This window comes from Bradyrhizobium sp. Rc2d, from assembly GCF_900099855.1.
GTDB lineage: Bacteria > Pseudomonadota > Alphaproteobacteria > Rhizobiales > Xanthobacteraceae > Bradyrhizobium.
On sequence record NZ_FNCU01000036.1, the window covers coordinates 57,518 to 82,136 of the forward strand.

At 60.5% G+C, this 24,619-nt stretch carries 11 protein-coding genes; 7 read left to right on the forward strand and 4 right to left on the reverse strand.

Going from position 1 to position 24,619, the window contains the following annotated elements; genetic code table 11:
* Positions 1 to 72 precede the first annotated feature (72 nt).
* Together BLV07_RS32605 and BLV07_RS32610 are read left to right on the forward strand one after the other, a co-directional pair.
* Positions 73 to 1,473: a hypothetical protein gene (locus BLV07_RS32605; protein ID WP_143035548.1), complete on the forward strand. Its 1,401-nt coding sequence runs from the start codon at positions 73 to 75 to the stop codon at positions 1,471 to 1,473.
* A gap of 15 nt (positions 1,474 to 1,488) precedes the next feature.
* Positions 1,489 to 2,157 (forward strand): hypothetical protein, encoded by a 669-nt coding sequence (locus BLV07_RS32610; protein ID WP_143035549.1) that lies wholly within the window; start codon positions 1,489 to 1,491, stop codon positions 2,155 to 2,157.
* A gap of 933 nt (positions 2,158 to 3,090) precedes the next feature.
* Here BLV07_RS32610 and BLV07_RS32620 read toward each other — a convergent pair.
* A complete protein-coding gene (locus tag BLV07_RS32620; RefSeq protein WP_091894152.1) occupies positions 3,091 to 4,521 on the reverse strand; it encodes an undecaprenyl-phosphate glucose phosphotransferase in 1,431 nt (476 codons plus the stop codon).
* Between the two features lie 599 nt (positions 4,522 to 5,120).
* Here BLV07_RS32620 and BLV07_RS32625 point away from each other — a divergent pair.
* Positions 5,121 to 5,858 (forward strand): metallophosphoesterase family protein, encoded by a 738-nt coding sequence (locus tag BLV07_RS32625; protein WP_091894154.1) that lies wholly within the window; start codon positions 5,121 to 5,123, stop codon positions 5,856 to 5,858.
* A 102-nt stretch (positions 5,859 to 5,960) separates the two neighbouring features.
* Here the strand turns inward: BLV07_RS32625 and BLV07_RS32630 are convergent, their stop codons facing one another.
* Positions 5,961 to 6,239 (reverse strand): hypothetical protein, encoded by a 279-nt coding sequence (locus BLV07_RS32630; RefSeq protein ID WP_091894156.1) that lies wholly within the window; start codon positions 6,237 to 6,239, stop codon positions 5,961 to 5,963.
* Positions 6,240 to 6,302: 63 nt separating this feature from the next.
* Positions 6,303 to 6,548, reverse strand: a complete 246-nt coding sequence (locus tag BLV07_RS46685) for a hypothetical protein (protein WP_143035550.1) — start codon at positions 6,546 to 6,548, stop codon at positions 6,303 to 6,305.
* A 265-nt stretch (positions 6,549 to 6,813) separates the two neighbouring features.
* On the opposite strand from BLV07_RS46685, the gene BLV07_RS32635 reads away from it, so the two are divergent.
* Positions 6,814 to 7,080, forward strand: coding sequence for a hypothetical protein (locus tag BLV07_RS32635; RefSeq protein WP_091894158.1), 267 nt, complete (start codon positions 6,814 to 6,816; stop codon positions 7,078 to 7,080).
* 154 nt (positions 7,081 to 7,234) lie between these two features.
* Here BLV07_RS32635 and BLV07_RS32640 read toward each other — a convergent pair whose 3' ends face one another.
* A complete protein-coding gene (locus BLV07_RS32640; RefSeq protein ID WP_176945905.1) occupies positions 7,235 to 18,148 on the reverse strand; it encodes a VCBS domain-containing protein in 10,914 nt (3,637 codons plus the stop codon).
* A gap of 1,289 nt (positions 18,149 to 19,437) precedes the next feature.
* Here BLV07_RS32640 and BLV07_RS32650 point away from each other — a divergent pair.
* The 3 genes from BLV07_RS32650 to BLV07_RS32670 form a co-directional block, all read left to right on the forward strand.
* Positions 19,438 to 20,262 (forward strand): helix-turn-helix transcriptional regulator, encoded by an 825-nt coding sequence (locus BLV07_RS32650; protein WP_210187830.1) that lies wholly within the window; start codon positions 19,438 to 19,440, stop codon positions 20,260 to 20,262.
* A gap of 1,186 nt (positions 20,263 to 21,448) precedes the next feature.
* The gene (locus tag BLV07_RS32665; protein ID WP_091894168.1) at positions 21,449 to 21,682 is read left to right on the forward strand and encodes a hypothetical protein; all 234 of its coding nucleotides are present in this window, start codon (positions 21,449 to 21,451) and stop codon (positions 21,680 to 21,682) included.
* Between the two features lie 661 nt (positions 21,683 to 22,343).
* Positions 22,344 to 24,619, forward strand: a 2,276-nt coding sequence (locus BLV07_RS32670) for an Ig-like domain-containing protein (protein WP_176945907.1), incomplete at its 3' end; no start/stop codon positions are given.

Below are 24,619 nucleotides of genomic sequence, written 5' to 3' on the forward strand. Positions count from 1 at the left end.
CAGGCCGCGTGTGATGATGCTTTATAGTGGCAACTATCCGGCCATCCATCACCGAGACGACGGTGGCCTCGCATGCTCGGCTATGCGACGCGTATCAATGTCCCACTTGTGCAATGCTGCACTCCATTCCCGCTTCCACGTCTCACGGTTCTCCGATTGCTCATCGCTTCCTGGCTTTTGATCACATTGCTGGCCGCGACTCCGATCTTGGCCATCACAAGCGGGTCCTTCGCACAGCATGTGATTTCACTTGCTACTGCGTTAATGATGGCAATGGCAACAAGAGGTCCGGAGGCGCAAATCGCGTCGGCCGCGCAGTTGCTGAAGCAATTTCTCCTCATATTCTTGCTTCCGGTCGTCTGGATGACGTTGCAAATCTTTCCGATGTCCTCGCTTGCGAACCCGATCTGGTCGGCGACTTCGATCGCATTGAATCAGCCATCGCTGCCGGGCCGCATCAGCGTTGATACGGGCGCGACGTTTCAAAGCCTGTTCCTCTTTCTGGTCGATGTGTCGCTCCTGGTGTCGACCATCATCATCGCCAGGGATCGCCGTATGGCCGAAACGATCCTGTTCGTATTGAGCGCAGTGACGACCCTCATGTCAGTCGAGCTCCTACTCGGCCGGCTCGATTTATTCGCCGGAATCATTCCCCAATCCGGCGCAGCTACGAACCTGTTTCCGGCAGCAGCCGCTCTTGCGATATTGACAAATGGCGCGCTCGTCGCCCGGGCACTCGAACGCCACCTGCACCAGCAGAACATCCACAATCTGGCCTCGCCCCAACTGTGGGTCGGCGTTTTCTGCGGCCTGTTAGGAATTGCCGTAGCATTCGCCGCACTTGCGACCCTCGAACAACACACATTGGTGGCGGTTACTGGCTGCGGATTGATGGTCCTCGTGTTCATAGCCGCTGTCCGGCGCTTGGGATTTCGGTTTTGGCCTTCGGCGCTATTGTTCTTGGTCCTTGCAGCGATCGCCAGCGCGATGGCTGTGCCGCACACTCTATCCGGAGGCTTGGGCCTGCTTGGATTCGTCAGCCTCCCCCCGGAAGCAGTTGCGCCGGCAAAGCACCTGCTCTCTGATGCACCGACGTGGGGCAATGGTCTCGGAACCTTTAGGTTGACTTCGAGAGCCTATCAGGAGTTCGGCGCTGCGCTGGCAGACCCTCCTTCCACCGCGGTCTTAATGGCTGTCGAGGCGGGAAGATTGGCGAGCGCCATCCTGGTAGTCTTCGCCGCCCAGTTCTTCCTCGTTAGCTTTCGCGGCGCCGTTCGGCGAGGACGTGATTCCTTCTTCGCGGCCGCCGCGGCCGCCGGCGTTGTCGTTGTACTCTGCGAGAGCTTTCTTGACTCAAGTCTCTCAAACCCCACGATTCAAGCGATCGTGGCGGTGATGGTCGGAGTTGGACTTGCACAATCCGTGGGACGGACCAGTGGCGCCAACCACTCGGCGGCATCCGCGCGACCGTAACATTGGGCATCGAGAATGAGTTCATCGAGCAGATTTCGCATTCTTCTGATGGCGTCGGCCTTGACGGTCGGATCCTATGCGATCGTGTCGGCCGTAGCGGAGGTGACGGCGCTGGGGCGGATAACATTTCCCGCAGATGCGGCCGAGATTGGGGCGCGGTGGACTGGAGACGCCCCCTCATTGTTGGGAACGCGCTCGCCGTTTGGATCAGAGCTGGAGAGCAATTATGCATTGATCGCCGCGCTACAGACAATTGAGTCCAGTCAGCAAAGGGCCACGATCCTGCGATCAATAGCGCCCGATGCTCTCGGCCGGGTCAGGCGGACGCTGTCGATCTCTCCCTACAAACCCGAACTATGGCTGGCACTGGCTCTGCTTCAAGTCCAGCGCGACCCGTACGATCCGGTCGTGGTCGAGGCCCTGAAGATGGCATATTTTGTCGCACCAAACGACGCGCGATTGATGCCGGTGCGGATCGACATGGCGGCCCGCTTCGACGCACTCGCCCTTCCCGATGTCAAGGACCTCGTACGCAATGACGTCCGGCTCATCCTGATTCGCCGACCTGGGTCGAGATCGGCACTGGTGTCCGCTTATCGGCGGGCATCAAAACTGGGCAAGGCTTTCCTTGAGGATGCCGTTGAATCGATCGACCCGTCCTTCCTGGCGACACTGCGCGGTTGAATTCGGACAGGACACTCCTGATGAAGTACGGGGAGCTGTCGGCACCAGAACACGAGGCGTGAACTTCGCCCGGAACAAGCACTCGCTTCGCTGCACTCACCCGAACCCAGCCTCACCGGTCGATCTGGGGTGATGCCGGAGTTGACCGCTTCGCTCAAAGATTACAGATCTTCGATCGTTCAGGAAAACGGTTATGATTGGCGCGCTGCCGCGCGTTTTCTTTTCACGATCAATCCTCTTGCGCAATACGGGGGCGGTTGCCGCCGCCGGCGAACTCACCTAGCGCTCGCGCGATCCATAGGTCCAGCGCCAACCGTAGTGGTACGGAGTCCACAAACGACGGTCATTGTCGTAGCCGATGTTTGCGCGGATTGATGAAGGCGGGCGTGAGGTGATCGAGATAGAGTATCTCCGGGAACTCGTCGGCTGAAAGGAGCCGGCTTACATTGCAACAGCGCTGTGCACCCTTTCCTTCTGAGGTTCCGACGGTTAATTTGACCCCATACTCTTGCATTTCGGTGGGACTGGATGACGGTACTTGCCATATTAAGCATCTGGCTACTGCTCAACGTTTTATTCGTGCTCATCGTGGTTCCTCCCCGCGGGGCGCGATCGCGGCTCAACAGGTCAGGAACAATCCTTGCGCCCGTCCCGATCGAAAAGCATCAAGACCAGCTCGATCACAACGAACAGTTCTCCCTTCGCCACGCTCTCGGATCATTCGCAACGGGAGTCTTTTTCGTCCTGATGCCCCGGCTGATCGCAATACGGGAGGCCATCATGCGGCTGTGGAACAGGGCGCGTAGGCATAAGACCTAAAACTTGGTGATTGGCGCGACGGCTGAAGGGCTCCAAAAGGAGCTCTCGCCTCAATCCGCATCTCGCTCAGCGCCTATGAGTCCGCGCCGCGCCGCCAATGACGCCTGCGCTGACCTAGTACGCCTCCTGGGAAATGACGGTAGCCGCCGTGCGCGCCATGATTTTCAGGTCGAGCCAAATGCTCCAGTTCCTTACATACCAAACGTCATATTCTACCCGCTTTTCCATCAGGTCGATGGTCGGCGTTTCGCCCCGGAAACCATTAACCTGAGCCCAGCCCGTGAGGCCCGGCTTCATGTGGTGGCGGTATACGTAATTGCTGATGATCTCGTCATAATAGTTGTCGTGGGCAAGCGCATGTGGGCGCGGTCCGACCAACGACATGTCGCCGCGCAGCACGTTCCAGAGCTGGGGCAACTCGTCAATGCTGGTCATGCGGAGGAAGCGCCCAATCCTCGTGACGCGCGCGTCCCTCTTGGTTGCTTGAGCAATCGAATGACCATTCTCGCACAAGTACATGCTGCGGAATTTCCAGATGTCAAACGGCTTGCCGTTGAAGCCGCGGCGCGACTGTCGAAAGATCACGCTCCCAGGCGAATCCAGCTTGATCAGAATGGAGACGGTGATCAGCACCGGCGCCAGGGCCACTAGCGAAAACAACGCCAGACCGACGTCGAGGCAGCGCTTCTGGAGGCGTTCAAACACGCTGAGCGGTGGTCGCTGAATCTCGATTGCCACCGTGCCGCTGACCGGCAAAAACGGACGCGATACCAGATCTGCAATCGAGTTATCCGGCAACAGACGGATCGGCTGTGGTACGGCGCGCAGGTGCAGTTCGAGTTGCTGCAACGACGGCAGCTCGTTCCAGTCAACCGCCAACAGGTACTCCTCGACATCTGCTGCACGGGATTGGAGGATGACATCGCGGATTTGCCTCTCCCAGCCGTTCCCATGGCTGTTAGCGGGAAGCACGAAATGGCGAACCACGTCGAATCCGTTCTTGCGCAGGTCCTTGAAACGGCTCGAGGTGAAATCAAGCGGCTTCAGGCTGAGCAGGGCAACCTTGCGATCGACCAATCTGCCCTTGGCAAAGCTCGTGCCGAGCGCCCACTGCCACGCAAAGCGCAGGCTGAGCAACCCAACGCCGCCAACGCCGGTGAAGATAAGGAACGTGCCGCGGGACAAATTGTCCGACGATTTCAATAGAAACGCCGCGACAGCAAGGATTGTCAGTGACACCAGCCAGATGATCACCGCTTTGCGCAATTGCCAGACCAGGCTGAGCAAACGGTGCGTTGCATACACACCCTGAAAATATGCGATCGCGACGAACACTGCGCTGACGATCAGTCCGGCGCCGATGGGCGCTCCGTCTCCAGATGACGGCGCAGCGAGGCTATACAGTTCCGACGCCACCGCGTAGCAGAGCAAGATCAGCAAAAGGTCGGCCGCGATGACGAGAAGCTGAAAGGGCCTCTGAAGAGCCGTGCCCCGTGCGGAGGACACCGCATAGGTTCTTTCAGAACCATAAGTTGCAACAACCATTCGATCCTCTACGTGTGGAGAGTGCCTGGCGGTCATTGTGATGCTGAAGATTTGCCGCTTCCCAGACGAAGGGTGTTAAGTGATCGCAGCGACATTGTGGCGCTGCATGCAAAACTTTTGCGATGCACTGATGCGTCGCGTCGAATGAGAAGTGATAATTCGACGCGCTGAAAATCTCGTCACAGTGCTGACATATCGGCGACGCGCTGCCCTATTTTGAATCGAGTTCCACATCCAACACGATGCTTTAATGCTCGCGCGAGCGCGTCTTCGCTCATCTTTGAGGCGCCGATCCGTTGCGAGGCTGCGAACAGTATTTGCGGGAACTTCAATTTCTGACTACGAGGGCATCGTAGGATTGCATTGAGGCATGCATCTTTGCCGCGCTCTGCAGTTCAGCGATGCAATTTCCACGGACCGCTCTTCGCTCGACCCGTTGCAAACAGGTAGGCAAAAAGTTCCGCCCTTCTTTTGGCGTGATCAAGCCGGAGAACGACGACGCTACCCTATTCACCGCACATTGTTCGCGTCAGATGGGGGAGTTCTCAGGTGCCGGCGACTTGGGGAAATTTTCTCGACCACCTCATCGATTGTGCGCCATGATATCTTTCGCCCGACCACGTCGGCCAATCCACAAGCCGCACCTGCCGGAGGGAATTCGCATCTATGCGATCTCGGATATTCACGGCTGTGCGCACTTGCTCCAGCCGATGTTGCGGGTGATCGACGCCGACGTGGCTCGCAGCCGCCCGCACTATGCGATCGAGGTCTTCATGGGCGATTACATCGATCGCGGCCCGGACACGCGCGCCACCCTCGACATCCTGGTCGAGCGTAGTCGCCGGGGCAATGCGGTCTTCCTCAAGGGTAATCACGAGGCATTTCTGGTAAGCGTGTTCGAAGACCCTTCACTGTTCGCGGACTGGATTGCCGTCGGGGGGACCCAGACATTGATGTCTTACGGGCTCGCCCCGCCGGACTTGAAGCGCGACGAGCCGACGTCGATCTTGCGCGATTTGATTCGCGCAATGCCGACTGAGCATCTGGAATTCCTGGACAATCTGCGGCTGAGCTTTACGTGCGGGGATTTCTTCTTTGTGCATGCGGGCGTTCGACCGGGCGTGGCGTTATCCGAACAGCAGGAGAACGATCTTTTGTGGATTCGCGAGGAGTTCCTGGAGAGCAAAAAGCATTTCGGCAAATATGTCGTGCACGGTCACACGCCGGTGCGGAACGCCGATGTGCGAAATAACCGCGCCAACATCGATACCGGCGCCTATGCGACCGGCAATCTCACCCTGATGAGCATCCAGGGAAGCCGCATGCTCGCGGTGTGACATCTGGCAACCGCTTGCCATCTGCCAAAGCCTCTTCCGCGACGAGGGTCGAATGGGCCTCGGCGCCCAGAGGTGAAGCGATTTGCCTAATTGAGGACTTGCCTAATTGAGCAAGCAGGGCTTCTGCGGCCGGGCGCGCGTCTCGGCCATCCAATCGTTCCAGGCTCGCTCATGCTTGACGTAGAGCTCCAGCCAACGCGCGCCGTGCTCGTTCTGCTGCAGACGACGCTCCTGGTCAGGTAAACCGGCGCGCAATCGCGCATCCGGATTGTCCAGCGTTTCGAACTCGACCGTCTCCGAAATCGTCAGGCCGACGAGAACACGCTGTCCCGCGCCATCCACGATGTATCGCCGCGGAGCGTCATTCTTGGGTTCACTCATCTCGTCATGCCCCCATTCGTTTCAGTGAGACCCCCGCGTGCCCGCCGGCGAGCCGGACGGCGCCTAAAAGGCCCGTCGGGCATGGCCGAATGTTGAGGTGGGAGTCGAGGTCTCACCGGAGCGTGCAGTTCGCTGGACGCGCCAAGCACGCAGCGCATATCCCACGATGAGGCCAGCGCCAAAAATGGAAGCGGAGACAAATGCAGAAGCCATGGAGAGTCGTCCCGGATAGTCCGGGGACACATCAAGACCGAGCAGTGTGTCGACATCATGATTCTCGATGACTCCCGGCGCCGAAAGATTGTTCACGCCTCGACTTCTTGTGTGCATGCAAGGCGATGCCGTGTCCGATCATCCTCCCCACCTCTCCTTTCGGCCGGCAACGATCACTCTCTATATAGAGATGCTTTTGCCGAGTTTGCGGGCCCGAGCCTTTGATCGTCGAGCAGGAGCGCTTCGCGCAGACCCCGCCTCCCGCAACGGGGAATTCGGGCCGATCGGTCGGCCGATGCCCTTGCAACCGCCCGGGAGCCGTCGCATTATTTCGCATCGCATTTAGAAGGGATTCAATCCAATGAACTTTCGTGTGCTTATTCCATCCGTTGCCCTGTCTGCTCTTGGCCTTACCTTGACCGTATCCGTGGCGCCAGCCGCCGAGCTCGCGCTTGGTCCGGCGCATCATCGGGCGGCTTCCGTCCAAGGCGGACTTGTGCTGTGGGATGATGTCTACCCGCCCGCGATCTATGGTCCCCAGCTTCGCCCGGTCGAGGAAGTTGCGGCCATGAAGGCGCAGGCACGGCCCGTGTCCCAGCGCTGGTGGGGATACTGGTACGCCTGGTAAATTCGAGAGCCTTGGCTGAGGCCGAGCCAGGCTGGACTAACGACCGCCGCCACATCGGGCAACCGGATGGCGGCAGTCTTTTTTGAGGCCCGCCGCATACGTCCGGCGGCCGCGGTGGGCGATAGGGCCCCGAAGCCGACGCCTTCTCCAAAGCCTAGGTGATGAGGAAGTTGCCATTGTGCAGCGTGCCAGTGGCGTTTTGCAGGCTAACGTCCATATCACTGGCACCGTCGCCGTCGATATCGATCTGGAGGTAGTCGTTGCCAGGCCCAAAACTCTGCAAATGGGCCGAAGCCTGGTTGGCGCCGAGGAGCGCCGCACTGTCCACATACTCGATGTGACCGCCGGCGATGCTGATGCCTGAGAAGGTAAAGCTATCGTTGTCCGCATCGAAATTGTGAATGGTGTCGGCAGCACCGGCGGCGGAATCTGCGATGCTGGCGAAACGGAAACTGTCGTGGCCCGCACTGGCGAAGATTTCATCCGCGCCCGCGCCGGCAGTGATCGTCGTGTTGCCGGATGTATTGCCGATCGTGATCCTGTCGAAATTCGCGCCAGCATTGATGTTTTCGACGTTGCTTACCGTGATGTCGTAGACGTTCGCGTTGAAGGTCAAGCTGTCATTGCCGTCGCCGAGATCGATCACGTTCGCCGGACTGCCGTTCAACGTCAGGGTATCGTTCGACGAGCTCCCGTTGAGCAGATTCACGTTCCAGAGATTGTCGAACGAATTGCTGCCGACGGCGAGGTTCAGCACGTTGGCTGTACCATCGCCGAGATTGACCGTGACGCCGGATACGGTGTTCAGGAGTGTGACCGTATCGTCCGATGGGTTGAGGTTGCCGGTGAAATCACTGCCGTTGAGGTTTTCGACCCCAACGATGCTGAGCGAATTCACGCCATTGGCGAGAGAAGCCAGATCGCTGCCACCGCCCATGTCGATGGCGATGCCGTCGACATTGTCCGTCAAGCTCAAGGAATTATCGCCTGCATTGCCGTTGATGTGCTCGACACCGACCGCGGCAAATGCAGCGAAGTTTCCGTTAAGGACGATGGTGTCCTCGCCATTGCCGAGGTCGATTGCGACCCCGTTCGCAGCAGAGATCGCACCGGTCACACTGAGAGTGTCATCACCCGCGGTTCCGTTGACGTGATTGACATCGAAGATATTCACGAACGAGTTCGCGCCGGCAGCGAGGTTCATCGTGTTGTCGCCGTTGCCGAGGCTGATCTCCAGGCCAGTGACCGTCGTCGACAAGTTGAGCACGTCATTGACGCCAGGCGTCGCACCGAAATCGGATCCGGAGATCCCCTCGACGTCCACGAGGCTCAGCGTGTTGGTACCGCCCACGAGGCTGAGATGGTCATTGCCGCCACCGAGGTTTACGACCAATCCGGCAGCGTTGTTCGTCAGGTTGACGAATTCGTCGCTATTGCTGCCGACCAGGTTCTCGACGCCGGCAAGATTGAGCGTGTAACCGTTGCCGAAGACGCTGCCATTGAGCAAGACAGTGTCCGCGACCCCGCCCCCCAGATTGATCTGATGGCCGAAGATGTTGCTCCCGATACGAAGGTAATCGTCACCGGCCGTTCCGATGACGGGCGCACTGCCGGAGATCTGCTGTTGCGTCGAGAGATCAATCGGACTGCCCGAAGCGCCCGACGACAGCAGCACGATGCCGTCGCTGAACTGCAGCACTTCGACATTGGTCAGGCTGTCGGTGCCGTCACGGCCCGCCGTATTGTCTTGAACCACAATCGGTCCAGACGTCGTGACGGTGTACTGCGATTGCGTCCCGCTGAAGATCACCATGTCGGTGCCGGCGCCGCCATCGATCGTGTCGTTGCCGCCCTGGCCGGTGATGCCGTCATTGCCGCCGCCGGCACTGATCGTGTCGGCGCCGCCACCGCCGAAGAAGAACTCATCATTTGAGCTGCCGACCAGCGTGTCGGCCAGATTGGAACCCTGAACGCTGTTGACGCCACCCGTGATGACGTCGGCGCCTGCGGCCCCGCTCACCACTCCCGTCGAGAGATCGACGGAAACGCCTCCGCTTGCCTGGGAGTATGAGACGCGCGTATTGCCGTTGCCGGTGATGGTATCATTGCCGAGGAGGCCTTCGAACAAATTGAAGGTACCGAACAATCCGACGAATGTCGCCGCATTGTAAGTGTCGGCCTGATTGCTGCCGGTCACACTGTTGACACCCGTGTAGGTGTCGGCGCCGATCGAGCTGCCGCCGGTTGCAGTTCCTGCCTGCAGGTTGATCGTCACGGCATCGGTCGCGCTGGCGTAGATGATGCGGGTGTTGCCGTTTCCGGTGATGGCGTCGTTGCCGGCCAAGCCTTCGAACTGGTTGAAATTGCCGTTGTTGCCGACGTTGTTGACGGCGGCATTCTGGAAGCCAATCGCACCGAAATTCGTCGCCGTGAAGACGTCGTTGAAAGTCGTGCCCTGGGCGCCCTCGATCCCGCGGAACGTGTCATTGCCGATCGAACTGTCACCGGTCGCCGTGCCGGCCGTGAAGTCGATGGTTACCGGGCCGGTGGAGAAGTAGATATTGTTGTAACTGATGACGTCGAAGCCGCCGCGACCATCAATGGAGTCGTCACCGGCAAGGCCAGTGAACGTCTCGGTAGCTGCAGTGTTGTTGCTTCCATAAAGGACATCGTTGAACATCGAGGCCATCACGGCATTGACCCCGCTGAAGGTGTCGCTGCCCGTGGATGCGTCGCCACTCGCCGTGCCCGCCAGCAGGTCGACCGTCACGAGACCGGTCGCATTGGTAAACGCGATGCGCGTGTTGCCGTTACCGGTGATGCTGTCGTTGCCTCCCATGCCGATGAATTCGTTGAAGGTCCCGTTGGAGCCGGCATTCGTGCTGCCTGCACCGAAGCCGGTGGCGTTGAAGACGTCCGCGTCGTTCGAGCCGCGCACGGATTCGATCGATCGAAGCGTGTCGGTGCCGACCGTCGCGGTGTCGCCCGTCACCGTTCCGGCAGCGAGCTGAACGTTGATGCCGCCCACGGCTGCCGGATCAAGTGCGTAGTCCGCCCGGTCGAAACCGGCCCGGCCATCGATCGAGTCGTTGCCGGCGCGACCTTCGAAGGTCTCCACGGTCCCCGGTCCATTGGAGCTCCCCAGCAGCTGGTCGGCAAATCCAGAGCCGACGATGCCGGCAAAGCCCGAGCCCACCAGGGTATCGGTCCCGACCGAGCTATCTCCCGTCGCCGAATGCGCGGCCAGATCCACTGTCACGCTACCCGTCGCGTTGGCGTAAGAGATGCGCGTCAGCAGCGCACCCAGGTTGTTGGTGGCTCCCGTGATGGTGTCGTCGCCGCCGCGGCCCTCGAATTCGTTGAAGCCGAGATTCGTGCCGGCAATGCCGGTGTTGCCCGCAAAGCCAGTCGCGTTGAACGTGTCGGCAAAACTGCTGCCGACGATGCCCTCGACGTTCACGAGCGTGTCAGTTCCGACACCCGGACCTGTCACCGAGCCTGCGGCGAGACTTGCGGTAATGCCTCCCGTTGCATCGGTATAGTCGGCGCGGTCGAAGCCGAGGCCGCCGTCGAGCAAATCATTGCCATCGAGGCCTTTCAGGCGGTCGTTGCCGCCGAGGCCACTCAGGCTGTCGGCATAGGCCGTGCCGGTCAGCGTGTTCGCATTGCCGTCGCCAGTGAGGTTGACGCCTTGCCCCAGGATGAAATCGGCCGCCGTGAGGTTCGAGAGCGTCACGCTCGAGAGCGTCAGGCTGTCGCCATTGCCGAAGTCGATGACCGTGTTCAGCCCAACCTGAGTGGCAAGCGCCTGAACCTGCGCAAAGCTGGAGACGCCCGCGACGCCCGTGAGGTCGATCTTGTCGGTCTGCGCCTGCAAGAAGTCGCCGATGGTGTCCGCGCCACCGCCGGTGGCGTAGACGAAGGTATCGGCGCCGAGACCGCCACCGAGGAAATCGTTGCCTGCACCGCCGTTGATCAGGTCGTTGCCGTTGTTACCGAACAACTGGTCGCCACTGACCGAGCCGGTGATCGTGTCGTTGAAGTTCGAGCCCGCGGCGTTGGTCACCCCTCCCGTGATGGTGTCGTGACCCACCGAGCCGTCGCCGTCCGCGGTACCGCCAGCGAGATTGACGGTCACACCCGACGTGGCGCTGCCGTACTGGATCTGGGTGGAGCCGTTGCCGGTGATGGTATCGTTGCCGGAGCCGCCCTGGAAGAAGTTGGCCCCGATGAAGCCGGCCGCGTCGAACGTGTCGTTGCCGCTACCGCCGACCGCACTGTTGACGCCTGTGAAGGCGTCATGGCCGGTCGAGGCATCGCCATTGGCCGTGCCTGCCGCGAGGTTGATGGTCACGCCGGACGTCGCATTCCCGAACAGGATCTGCGTGTTGCCATTGCCGATGATGGTATCGTCGCCGCCCTGGCCCTGGAACGCGTTGAACCCGGCGAACCCCGTCGCGTCGAAACTGTCGGCAAGATTGCTGCCGGTTGCACTGTTGACACCCGTAAAGCTGTCATGCCCGACCGAGGCATCGCCGCTGGCGATTCCGGCCTGAAGGTTGATGGTCACCCCGCCGGTCGCATTGGCGTAGATGATGCGGGTGTTGCCGTTGCCGGTGATGACGTCATCGCCGCCCAGGCCTTCGAACTGGTTGTAGGTGCCGTTGTTGCCGATGTTGGAAGCACCGTTCTGGCCGTAGCCCGATGCGTCGTAGCTGTCGGCGTAGCCGGTGCCCTGAATGCCCTCGATCGAGCGCAGCGTATCGCTGCCGATCGACGCATCGCCGGTCGCCGTGCCCGCCGCCATGTCGACGGTCACGCCGCCCGTGACCGTGCTGAGGCTGTTGTAGATGGCAACGTCGAACCCGCCGCGACCGTCGATGTAATCGTCGCCGCCAAGACCGGTGAAGTTGTTGTTGAAGCTGCTCCCGAGCAGCGTGTCCGAGAAAGTCGATCCCTGCACCGCATTGACGCCGGTGAAGGTGTCGGTCCCCTCGGTCGCACCCGTGGCACTGCCGGAGACCGTGACTGCATTCGTGGTCCCAACGGCGCTGGTCTCGAGGTCGACGCTGACGCTCGAGGCGGCAATCTGGTAGTTCAGGCGGGTGAAGCCGTTGCCGATGATGGTGTCGTTGCCGCCGGCGCCGGCGAAGTCATTGAAGGCCCCCGAGGAGCCGACATTGGTTGCCCCAGCCTGACCGAAGCCGGTCGCATCGAACGTGTCGTCAAAATTGGTGCCGCGGGCGGCCTCGACGTTGCGCAACGTGTCGGTGCCGACGGTCGCATCGCCGTTCACAACGCCTGCGGCAAGGTGAACGTAGATGCCTGACGTCGTCGTCGTATCCGAATTGTAGGTGACCTGGTCGTAGCCGCCGCGGCCATCGATGTAGTCGTCGCCGCCGCGCCCCTCATAGGTCTCGTAGGTGAAGGCCGCATTGTCGCTGCCGTAGATGGTGTCGTTGTAGGCCGAGCCCCAGATGGTCGAGACGTTGGAGAAGGTGTCGTGACCGACGGAGGCGTCGCCGTCCGCAGTGCCTGCGCCGATGTCGACGGTGACGGCACCGGTCGCGCTCAGATAGGACAATCGCGTCACCGCCTGCCCCAGGGCGTTGAGATCGCCAATGACGCTGTCGTCGCCGCCACGTCCTTCGAACTCACTTTGACCGGCCGCCACGCCGGGCAGGCCGGTCGAGCCAGTAAATCCAGCCGCGTTGAACGTGTCGGCAAAATTGCTGCCGAGGACACCCTCGATGCCAACGAGCGTGTCGGTTCCGACGCCCGATCCTGAGGCGACGCCTGCTGCCAGATTGACCGTGATACCGCCGGTCGCGTCGGTATAGACGGCGCGGTCGAAGCCCGCTCCGCCATCCAGGAGGTCGCTGCCACCCAGGCCCTGAAGGCGATCGTTGCCGCCGAGGCCGCTGATGGATTCGGCATTTGCCGTTCCGACGAGGCTGTTGGCGTCGTCGTCGCCGACGATCGGCGCGGCCGGCGTGCCGAACAGGAAATCGCTCGCCGTCAGGCTGCTCAGAGTGACGTTCTGCAGCGTGAGCCCGTCACCGGAACTGAACGTGATGACCGTGTTCGGGCCGCTCTGCTCCGCGTGCGATTGCAGATCGGAGAGGCTATAGATGCCGTAGACTCCGGTCAGATCGATCTTGTCCTGGCCATGGACGAAATCCTGGATGAAGTCGAAACCGCCGCCGCTCGCATAGACAAAGGTGTCTGCACCGGCTCCGCCGCTAAGGAAATCGTTGCCGGCTCGGCCATCCAGCGTGTCATTGCCGCCACTGCCGGAGAGGCCGTCATTGCTGGCGCTACCGACGATCGTGTCGTTGAAATTCGATCCGAAGATGTTGAAGACACCGGTGATGGTGTCATGGCCGACCGAGCCGTCACCGTCAGCCGTACCCGCGGTGAGATTGATGGTCACGCCGCTGGTCGCGCTGCCATACTGAATCAGGGTGTTGCCGTTGCCGGTGATGCTGTCGTTTCCGGCGTTGCCCTGGAATGAATTGAAATTTGCGTTGACGCCGGTGAATCCCGTTGCGTCATAGACGTCGTTGAAATTGCCGCCGATGGCGCTGTTCACGCCGCTGAAACTGTCGTGGCCGACCGACGCGTCGCCGCTGGCAGAACCAGCCGCGAGATTGATAGTCACACCGCCGGTGGCGTTGTTGTACTGGATCTGCGTCGTGCCGTTGCCGATGATCTGGTCGTCGCCCCCCTGCCCCTGGAACGAGGTCCCGCTCGGGCCAGAGAATCCGGTCGCGTCGAAAATGTCGGCAAAGTTGCTGCCGAGGGCACTGTTGACACCGGTGAAGCTGTCGTGACCGGTCGAACCGTCACCGGTAGCGGTGCCGCCCACGAGATTGATGGTCACGCCGCCGGTGGCATTGGCGAAAATCAGGCGTGTGTTGCCGTTGCCGGTGATGAAGTCGTCACCGCCCAGCCCTTCGAACTGGTTGAAGGTCCCGTTGTTGCCGATGTTGTCCCCGGTCACGCCGTAACCGGTCGCATCATAGGTATCGTTGAAGTTTGTGCCCTGAATGCCTTCGATCGAACGAAGCGTATCCGTGCCGTTCGAGACATCGCCGGTGACGATGCCGGCCGCCATATTGACGGTGATGCTCCCCGTGGTGAAAAAGATGTTGTTGTAAGACGAGACATCGAAGCCACCGCGGCCGTCGATATGATCGTTGCCGGCAAGGCCGGTGAAGGTATCGTTGGTCGCGCCGCCGTACAGGGAGTCATCGAACATCGATGCCTGGACGGCGTTGACGCCCGTGAAATGATCGGTGCCGACGGATGAATCACCGGTGGCGATGCCGGTCACGAAGTCGACCTGGACGCCCGCCGTCGCATTGTTGAAACCGAGCCGCGTAAAGCCGTTGCCGGTGATGGTGTCGTCGCCGCCATTGCCGGTGAACTCGTTGAACGTCCCATTGGAGCCGGCGTTGACGCTGTTGGAGCCGAAACCGGAGGCATTGTAGGTATCCGCGAAGTTGGTGCCGCGGATTGCCTCGATCGCGCGCAGCGTGTCCGTTCCGACGGTGGCGTCGCCGGTCACGATGCCGGCTGCCAGATTAACCGTGATTCCCGTCGCCGTGGCCGGATCGACGTTATAATCGACGCGGTCGTAGCCGCCGCGGCCGTCGATATAGTCGTTGCCGGCAAAGCCCGCGTACACCTCCGCGGTGAACATCGGATTGTTGCTGCCGAGAATCGTGTCGTCATGGGCCGAGCCCCAGACGCCGTTGAAGCCGGAACCGACCAGCGTATCGTGGCCGACCGACGCATCACCCTGCGCATAGCCGGCCGCGAGATCCACCGTCACCGCCCCGGTCGCGCTCACATAGGAAACGCGCGTGAGCTCCGCCCCCTGGCTGTTGGTATTGCTGATGATGGTGTCGTCGCCGCCCTTGCCCTCGAACTCGTTGTAGCCGATGGGACTGCCCGGAGCACGCGCGTCGCCGGTGAATCCGGCGCCGTTGAATATGTCGGCGAATTCGCTGCCGATGGCGGCTTCGATATTGACGAGCGTGTCCGTATCCACTCCTGCGCCGGACGCCGTTCCCGCCGCGAGATTGATCGTGACTCCGCCGGTCGCATCGGTATAGACGGCGCGGTCGAATCCTGGGCCGCCGTCGAGAACATCGTCGCCGGCACCGCCCGTGAGATAATCCTTGCCGGCGCCACCAAAGAGAATGTCGTTCCCGGCGCCGCCGCTGATGCGGTCGTTGCCGTCCTGACCGTCGATGAGATCGCTGCCGCTCCCACCCGAGAGCACGTCATCGCCGAGCGAGCCGAACTGGGCGCTGCCGACCGGCGTCAGCACCGCATTCTCGACCTGCTGGCCAAGGTTGTCGACGTAGAGAGTGGTGAGCTCGGTCACCGAATCCGGGTCGGAAAAGTTCGTCGCGGCCAATTGGTCGGCGGCCGCGCCTTGAGCGACCTGGCCCGCCTGCGCCAGTTCAGTGACGTTCGTCGCCGCCTGAATGCTGTCGTTCGCGGCAGCAACGACCTCGATAACCGTCGCGGCAGCCGCCGCGTCGATGCCGGAGGACACCACCACGCTCTGCACCGTTTCCTGCGAGCTGAGATCGAAGGGCAGTGGATTGTCCGGATCGGCCTGAGCGGTCGCAACCGCATCCGCAATTGCGGCTATGACCGTATCCGGCGCAACGCCGACGGCCGAGACCTGCGCCACCGTGCTCTGGACCTGGATGGCCGCCGCAAGCACCGCAGTCGCCGTTGGATCGCTATTCGCCGCGTCAGGCACCGGATCGTACGACCTCAAGTCGATACCGGTGAGGTCAAGGTCGAAGGCGGCGGCCACGGCGTTCATGGCCTGGTCCGCCGTCAGCGACGTGCTGTCGATCAAGGCAGCGACCAACGTCGTCAGCGGAGTAATGACGGTGGATCCCTCCGGCGCCCTCAGCACGCCAGCGACCTGCAGCCCGGTCGAGATGTCGACACCGCCGATGCTCACGAGCGGACCGGATCCGCCGGACAGCGTGAAGCTGCCGTCGGCCCGGGTCGTCGTGAACGCCTCGCCCGCATCGAGAATTCCGTTGTTGTTGGCGTCTGCAAAGACCGTGGCTCCGCCGATGTAGCCGTCAATATCCAGCGCGTTGATTTCGTTGGCGCCGGGCGTCACGGTCAGCGTGAGCTCGGCCGAGCTCGACACCTGATGCACGCCGTCGTCGGAGGTGGCCGTGACCTTCAGTGTGAATGGAGTCGTGCTGCCGACGGCATTGTGCGGGATCAAGACGATCTCGGAGATTGAATCGCCGGTCACGAGCCAGGTGCCGTCTCCGATTGCCACGCCGTTCTCGACGTCAAACGTCGTCGGCACACCTTCGATCTTGACCGACAGGGTGCTGCCTTGGTCGACTTTGCTGGCCGCGACGTTGAGCGTGATCTCTCCGTCGGCGGCGCCAGAAGCGTCCTGAACGCTCAAGCTCGGCGCGTCCTGCGCGCCGTGGATATCGAAGCTGATCTCCTTGGTCGTGCCGTCGGCCGACGTGACGGTGAAGGTCTCCGTCTTGGTGTCGGTGGCACCGAGATATTGGATCGCCGCGTTATCGACCGAATAGGTGTAGTGACCGTCGGCAGACAGTGTCACCGCACCGAGATTGCCCGGTGCCGTAATCACGCCCGCCTGGAATGCGGCCTGGTTCTGGTCGGGATCGCTGATGGACAGCTGCCCCGATGCCGTCAGCTGGCTGTCCTCGGTGACGTCGTGCTCTGCAGGATTACCTATCGCGGCTACGTCGTTGGCGCCCGTGATGTTCACCACGATATCAGAGGTGGCGCTGCCGTCGGCCGAGGCGACCGTCAGGGTGTCGGTGACGTGCTGCCCTGCGACGAGCGAATCCGATTTCGCAGGATCGAGCGTATAGGTCCAGGCGCCGGTCGCTGGATTGAAGGTGAAGTTGCCGTAGGTGCCGGCCAGGGAGGCCGGGGCGGCGAAATGGTCTTGGCCGCTGTCGAGGTCGTGCACCGCGAGTTGGCCCGACGCGTTGGGATCGCCGGCCACTGCGTCGGCAACGCCGCCAGCCTCGATCACCGAAATATCCTGGCTCCCTGACACGGTGATCGTGGCCGCGTCGTTGCTGCCGGTGACGGTCACCGTGAGCGTCGACGAGCCCGTTCCTCCGTGGTTGTCGGCATTCGTGTAGGTGAACTGATCCGTTACCTGCTGGCCTTCGGCGAGCGCTTGCACGGACACGCTGGAATTGTTGAGCGTATAGGTGTAAGCGCCAGTCGCCTTGGTGACGACCAGCGTTCCATAGGCGCTGACGACGGTGATTGTGGTGCCGTTGTCCGTGCCTCCCGCTACCGCCGATACGATGTGGGTGTCGCCGACATCGGCGTCCGTGTCGTTTGCGAGCAAATTGCCGCTCGCAACGGTCATCGCATCCTCCGTGACGGAGACGATATCTGCGACTGCGACCGGCGCATGATTGGTCGCGCCTTCGATGACGACCTCGACCTTCTCGATCGAGACGATGGCCAGGTTGAAGCTCTTGAACGCGTAGTCCGCGCTGCCATAGCGCGCGATAAGCGCCTGGATTGCCGCAAGATCGGACCTGAACGAAGCCGAGTTCGCCAGTTCCTGCGTGACGACGAGGCGGAGCGTGTCCTGGCCCTTGCCGCCGTCATAGATATCGCAAGAACCCACATTCTCCGAAGCGCGGTAGATCAGGATATCGTTGCCATTCTCGCCGCTGACGATGTCACGACCCGCGCCGCCGTCGATGATGTCGTCGCCGTTTCCGCCGCCGATCAGATCGTTGCCCGTCCCACCGAGTAGTGTATCGTTGCCGTTGCCGCCGAAAATGAGGTCATTACCGGTGCCGCCATCCACCGTGTCGTTGCCATTTCCGGCGTCGATCAGGTCGTTGCCCGCACCGGCATTTATGCTGTCATTGCCGTTGCCGCCCTGAATGAGATCATTGCCTGCCCCGGCGTTGACGGTATCGTCGCCGTTTTTTGCATTGATGACGTCAGCCGCGTTAGTGCCGGCGATCTGATTGTTTGCGTCGGTGCCGTTGATGATCATGGCGGTTCATCTTCCTCGATAGGACAACAGGCATTGCTCGCGAGCGCGCGGAAGCGGCTTGCGTTATGCGGATGGAGAAATCTTCAATCGTCGATGGTGGAACGCGATATGGACGCGACGCGTAACGTCGTGCGGTCCCTCATGGTGAGCCCCTTCCGTAACCTCTTTGATTTTTCAAGTTCGCCGTCAGCCCAACGGCGCGAGTTGGAAATGAACTGGTCTTGTTATTGTTCTACTGAAGTACCGCTCGACGAGGCATCGTGATGCAGCGTCGAACGTCGAAGTCGTATCGCGGACCGTCAAAAGGTTTTTGACAATTGCAAATTGTTTCCATTGTTGCGCGACAGCGTCAAGACAGCACGCCTGCTGACCTTAAGCAGGACGCGAACCGAACGGTGCAGCTGCGAAATTATGCGTGTCCGATTTGCGACGGCCGGCCATCTCACCGAGCCAAAGCATCGACGCGTCGCCGGGCCACGGCGCAATCCGCACCGAAATGAAATGTGCACGCTCTCCACCTGGCGCGATCGGACCAGGTCGCTCAAGCTGCTGATAAAACGAATTGCTACCGTTGATAGCGCCGCCCCCCGGGCCGCGTCGCGTGCTGCAGACCGCACTGCGACACTCTGACGCGCCGAGGCGTCCCCACAGAAACAGAGCATGAGCGGAAACCGAAAACCTGCAACAAACTGGCTCAAGGCCTTAATTCCTCGATCAAAGCTTATTCCTCGCCAATGGAATAGCGCTGGCACGTCTCGACGCATGACCCGAATGGGTCATTGAGAGCTTGCTGGCGCCGCCTCACGGCGGCGATCTCATTAGACTTTCGTCGACCGCGATTCTTCAGGAAAAGCAGGCAGCAGGGCTTGCTTCGAGCTGCCGCCTCACGAAGCATCCTAGACTGGGGAAGCGCGTTCGAGGGGGCCCAATGTCGGTTGTGGGCCTTCTGCACGGCATGCAACGAAGCTCGCCGGCTGCAACGAATGCCTTGGGCACTGCGGAGGGGGCCGCTCTTGAGGACCAATAAGATAGACAATCAGGAATTGTCGAAGGTCATCGATCGGCTTGGCGAAGCCGCCGTGAATCCGGATGCGTGGCGCGACATCATGGATGACATTTGCAAGGCGGTCGGAGCGTCGGCGGCACTCCTGCTTCAGAGCGACATCAGGACCCCGGACGTCCCACGCACCGAATCGATCGACGAAGGGACCCAATTCTACTTCAGGAATAACTGGCATCTCAGGGATCCCCGCGCCAGGGGGTTTCCGCGCATGATGGCGGGTGAGGTCGTGACCGACCTCGACGTGATGACCCTGGAGCAGATCCGCTCCGATCCCATGTACAACGAGGTGCTATTTCCGTTCGGATACCGTTGGTTCGCCGGCATAGGCTTCTGGGCCGATACCGCAGCATGGGCATTGACGATCCAGCGAACGGGACCCGAGGGCATGTTCGAGGCCCGCGACAAGCAATTGCTCGCGCAATTGGCGCCGCGCCTCACCGAGACCGCCACGCTCGCGACCGCCGTCGGCAGGGTCGCGCTGACATCGATGACCGACGTCCTCAGCCGTGTTCGTCAACCTGCATTGGTCCTCAACCGAGAGGGAATGGTCCTGCGCACGAACGAGGTGGCCGACTGTGGCTTTGACGATGAGATCCGCATCAGGGAGCGGCGTCTCGTTCTGCGCGACAAGCAGGCGATGACGAAGCTCGATCAGCTGATCAGCTTGATCCGGTCTACCCCTGATGCCGCCACTATCCCCGCCTCTCCGATCCTCATTCGTCGGACGACAAAGCCACCGGTTGTCTTGCGCATACTGCCAGTGGACGGCGCGGCGCGTTCCGTCTTCCTCGGAGCGCGTGCCGTGCTGATCCTATCCAACCTCGTTCCGCGCGCTGCGCCAGACCCGGCGCTCATCGGCCAAGCCTTCGACCTCACACGAGCCGAATCTCGATTGGCCGCGCTGCTTGCAACCGGCGCATCGATCGACAGCGCCTCCGAACACCTCGGCATTTCGCGCGAAACGGCTCGCAATCACCTGAAAGCGATCTTCTCGAAGACGGGAGCGCACCGCCAGTCGGAGCTGGTCACTCTTGTTTCTCAACTGGCGTGAGCGGGACGTTACTATCAACGCTGCAAGACTCTTCGGCGTCCTCAAACAAAGGTCGCTACAGGTCCAGCTGGTTACGCAATGCGTCACGCTCTTCGAAGAGTTCTCGGAGTCGCTGAGCATTGTCGGATTGCATCTCCTGCCACTCGATGCGATCCTCCGCGGTCCACAAGTAAGACTCGCGATTGAATCGGTCTTTCTCTGCCCTGTCAAATTCCATGTACAGTTTGATATCGCACTCAACTTGGTCGAGTTGCTCTCGAAGCGTTCTTGGCATCAGCCGTTCCCTCGGCTCTGCCTCTAGCCCACTTTTGATCTTTGACGCTATCGGTGCGGCGATCAATAGGCCTTCTCTCCCCACGGATGATCCCCTCAATCTAATTTAAAGTTGTGTGGTCGGCGTGGCTCTCTCTGCATCAATCCTTGGTCCGAACGATCAACAAGTCGGGCCTGTATAGGCCGCCTGCTGATGAACGCGTCACTCTAAGCTGCCGTAGCATTGTCCAGAATCATTCACTTACGATTGCAACGTATGCAAAGTGAAGAGTGATCGGCGTTTTTGAACCGTCCAATATGATGCGGAGGCTTTTGGGATGATATCCAGCACCAATCAAAGTCCCAGTTCTGCCAGACAACCGTGGCCCGGCAGATGGTCTCACCTCGATGCGAGCACCAACAGTAAATTGCTCTTTGATCGAGAGAGAGTCTTGCATCGCTGATGCCTGCACCAAATTCCGGGTTTACTCGATCCAGGCTACGGCTTCTCGGTCGAAGCGCCGAAGACGCTGGCTTGCCACTTCATCATCAGGTGCTGTCCAACAAGGATTTCCTCGTCGGCGACTTTCGCTCCGCCGGCCGCCGTTGCTTGCGGACTCGCGAGCCGAAGGCAATAATGACCTCACTTAGTAGCAAGCGTATTTTGCCCCCGGCCTGCATCCCTTCTTAGCGCCCTTGGATTTGTCGGGTGTGGTTTGCTGAGCCAATGCTGGTGGCGAATAGAGCGGCGCCACGGTTGAAATCGCGAATAGAATTAGGACTGTGAGCATGATCGATTTCATCGAAGACACCCCTTCTTGACCCGCACAGATTTATCTGCCATTTTAAATCCGACGCATTGATATAAAGTATTTAAAAACACCTCTTCAAGAGATATTTTCAAATATCGTACTCATTCCCGCCCGGATGGAAGATGATGGACGAGAAGATTGTCCGTTTGCGCACATATCAGAAGAACATAGATCGGTATGTGCGCCTGCTCGAAACGACGCTGACCGAAGTTGAACGGCAGTACATTGAGAGGCGCCTGACCGAAGAACGATCGGCTATGGCACTGCTGTCTGCCTCGTCGCTTCAGATGGCCATCGAGGCTAACGTTGCCAATCAGGCATGCAATCGCCAGCCCAGCTTCAACGCCGCAGAATAGAGCTAACATCGGTCAACCGAGATCCGCTGTGCAACTGCCCCGCAAGTGAGGATGCACAGAGATCCGGGCAGCGACGGATGCACGAATCTGCGCAAGCGGCTGCGGTCCGCAACTCTACGCCAGCATGGCCGGAATCGGGTCCGGTGCCAAAAGCCGGTATTTTTTTGGTCATTGCATCGGTGACGCGCGCGCCGATGCTCTGGGCCTGCTGCTGCTTGCACTAAGCTGAAGGACAAGCTTGGACAGCGATTGCCTCTCTGATCGGGACTTAGGTCAACTAACCTTCGGATGTGCCTCGGAGCGCAATTTGAACAGCTTTGCGAATTCGCTCATCTTGGCTGGGGGCGATGCCATCCAAGTGGTAAATCCGGCATAGCAGGCTGTTGATACGCCTTACAATAACGCGATTACTGGAATGCCGGTTGCGCGCGTGCACCAACTGACGCCGCACCTCGATCAGGTCAAGGCGACGAAACGCTCTTGATCGTACCATGTGAGTTGGACCTTCCGCACGGGTGCCAACGCTCTCGTTGATTCCGAGGCCGAACGATCATGGGCTTCAAACAGATTCCGGCGCCGACCGCACAATCTGTTTGCAGTTAATTTACGATGTGTTATTAACACAAAATTAATTAATTTCAATTTCTGAGTGGGGCACTATTTGAATACCCCATTAAACCAAAAGCTCGATGTTGCCGGATCTGAGGTCGCTTGGGAGTCCTTCAGCTTCCCTGAACCTCGCCCAGCCAACGCGCTCATCATTCCTGACGCGCATCTCCTCTTCTCGGGTGAATATGCACGTTCGGGCCATGATCTCGTCATTTCCGATCCCAACCATCGGATCACGATCCCCAATTACTTTCTCGGTGAGAAGCGTTCGCCGCTCAGCTCTGCGGACGGCGCGCTGCTCGATGCAAGAGTCGTTGAAGCTCTCACCGGCTACCAGACCTTTGCTCAAGCCGGAGGAAATGCTGCCGCTGGAAAGGTGATTGGCCATGTCGCCACCATAACGGGCAGCGCCAGCATCGTTCGCAACGGCGTTACTATCGAGGCGAATAACGGGGACGTCGTCTATCAGAACGATATCGTGCAGACTGGAAGCAGCTCTACCCTCGGCCTCGTTCTGATCGACGGCTCAACATTCAACCTGAGTGCCAACGCTCGCTTCATGTTGAACGAATTGGGGTATGAGGGGCAGAGTAGTGCGAGCGGTACCTTAGTCAGTCTGACGAGTGGCGCGAACCATTCGCTGTTCACTCTCGTCCAGGGCGCTGCCAGTTTCGTCGCCGGCCAGGTTGCCAAAACGGGTGACATGCAGGTTGCGACGCCTACCGCCGTGATCGGAATTCGCGGTACAGCCGTCCTTCTTAGTGTCGATGCAGTGGATGGGCAGGTCTCGGTCTCCGTTGCCGATCAGCAAGACGGTCAGGTTCATTCCGTACAGGTCTTCAAATGCGTCCAAACGAACTTGCTTCAAGGCGTTTGTACCGCGGGGGATCCAATCGGAATAGTTACCAGCGACGGTCCATCGATGACCATCACGCCAACGGCCAATTTCGAGGTGATCACCCAAGCCATCAGTAAGAGCCCAGGCCAGGTTGCGCAGGAATTCAACGCTTTTCAGCAGGTTTTAACGACCTACGATATCGGGAAACAGATCGCTCCAGACACTCCGGCACCTAGCGACGGCAAGCGAGGAGACGTCGATACAAAATCACTGCAGAAGTTCGCCGGGAGCCCGCCACCATCACCCACCGAGGCTCCGACTACCGTCGTTGCTGACGACGTGAAGGGCCAAGCTGGTGGCGGATCCATCACTCCAACTTTTGCGCCCCTCGCCTCCATCACGGGAGATTCTGCGTCCGCATCGAAACCGCTCGTCCCCACTTTGGATACAACGCAAGCTATCGCCTTGGTGCCGTTGGCACCGGTAACTATCGCCAATGCGGGTGGGCCAACCAATCAAGGAGGCCAAACGATCAGCGGAACTGTCGATGCGTCCCTCGTTGGAACGACAGTGACGCTGTACGATACCTACAATGGTGTCACCACACAAATTGGAACGGTGACCGTTGGCTCCGGCGGTGTTTGGAGCACGGCAGTCACTCTGGCAGGAGATGGCGACCACAGCATCGTCGCTTTAGACGCTAGCGCCAACGTTAGCACAAGCGTGCCCGTTGTTTTCACCCTCGATACCACGGCGCCCGCCGTCGCGATCACCAGCGCGGGCGGACCGGTCAACCAGGCGAGCCAAACCATCACCGGCACGGTCGGCGTCGCCGATGCCGGCGCCATCGTCACCATCCTGGACGGCGCCACCGCGATCGGCACCGCCATCGTGCAGGGCAACGGCAGCTGGAGCACCACGGTCACGCTCAACGACGGCCCGAACTCACTGACCGCACGGGTGAGCGATGCGGCCGGCAACACCGCGACCAGCAGCGCGGTGGTCTACACGCTCAGCACCACCGGCCCGACGGTGACCGAGGCCCTGGTCGCCGACACCGGCACTTCAGTCACCGACCACGTCACCGCCAACCCGGCGCTGAGCGGCACCGGTCTCGCCAACACCGTGGTGCACTTCACCATCGACGGCAGCCCGATCGCGGCAACCGTGACCACCGATGCGCAAGGCGCCTGGTCGTTTGCGCCGAGCGGGCTGGCCGACGGACCGCACACCATCGTGGCGAGCCAGACCGACAGCTTCGGCAACACCGGCTCGGCCTCGCTGAGCTTCACCCTCGACACGACGGCGCCCGCGGTCGCCATCACCAGCGCGGGCGGGCCGGTCAACCAGGCCAGCCAGACCATCACCGGCACGGTGGGCGTCGCCGATGCCGGCGCCACCGTCACCATCCTGGACGGCACCATCGCGATCGGCACCGCCATCGTGCAAAGCAACGGCAGCTGGAGCACCACGGTCACGCTCAACAACGG

Coding starts and splice junctions, on each gene's coding strand:
- BLV07_RS32605 (WP_143035548.1), top strand. CDS start 73: ATGCTCGGCTATGCGACGCGTATCAATGTCCCACTTGTGCAATGCTGC.
- BLV07_RS32610 (WP_143035549.1), top strand. CDS start 1,489: ATGAGTTCATCGAGCAGATTTCGCATTCTTCTGATGGCGTCGGCCTTG.
- BLV07_RS32620 (WP_091894152.1), bottom strand. CDS start 4,521: ATGGTTGTTGCAACTTATGGTTCTGAAAGAACCTATGCGGTGTCCTCC.
- BLV07_RS32625 (WP_091894154.1), top strand. CDS start 5,121: ATGATATCTTTCGCCCGACCACGTCGGCCAATCCACAAGCCGCACCTG.
- BLV07_RS32630 (WP_091894156.1), bottom strand. CDS start 6,239: ATGAGTGAACCCAAGAATGACGCTCCGCGGCGATACATCGTGGATGGC.
- BLV07_RS32635 (WP_091894158.1), top strand. CDS start 6,814: ATGAACTTTCGTGTGCTTATTCCATCCGTTGCCCTGTCTGCTCTTGGC.
- BLV07_RS32640 (WP_176945905.1), bottom strand. CDS start 18,148: ATGATCATCAACGGCACCGACGCAAACAATCAGATCGCCGGCACTAAC.
- BLV07_RS32665 (WP_091894168.1), top strand. CDS start 21,449: ATGATGGACGAGAAGATTGTCCGTTTGCGCACATATCAGAAGAACATA.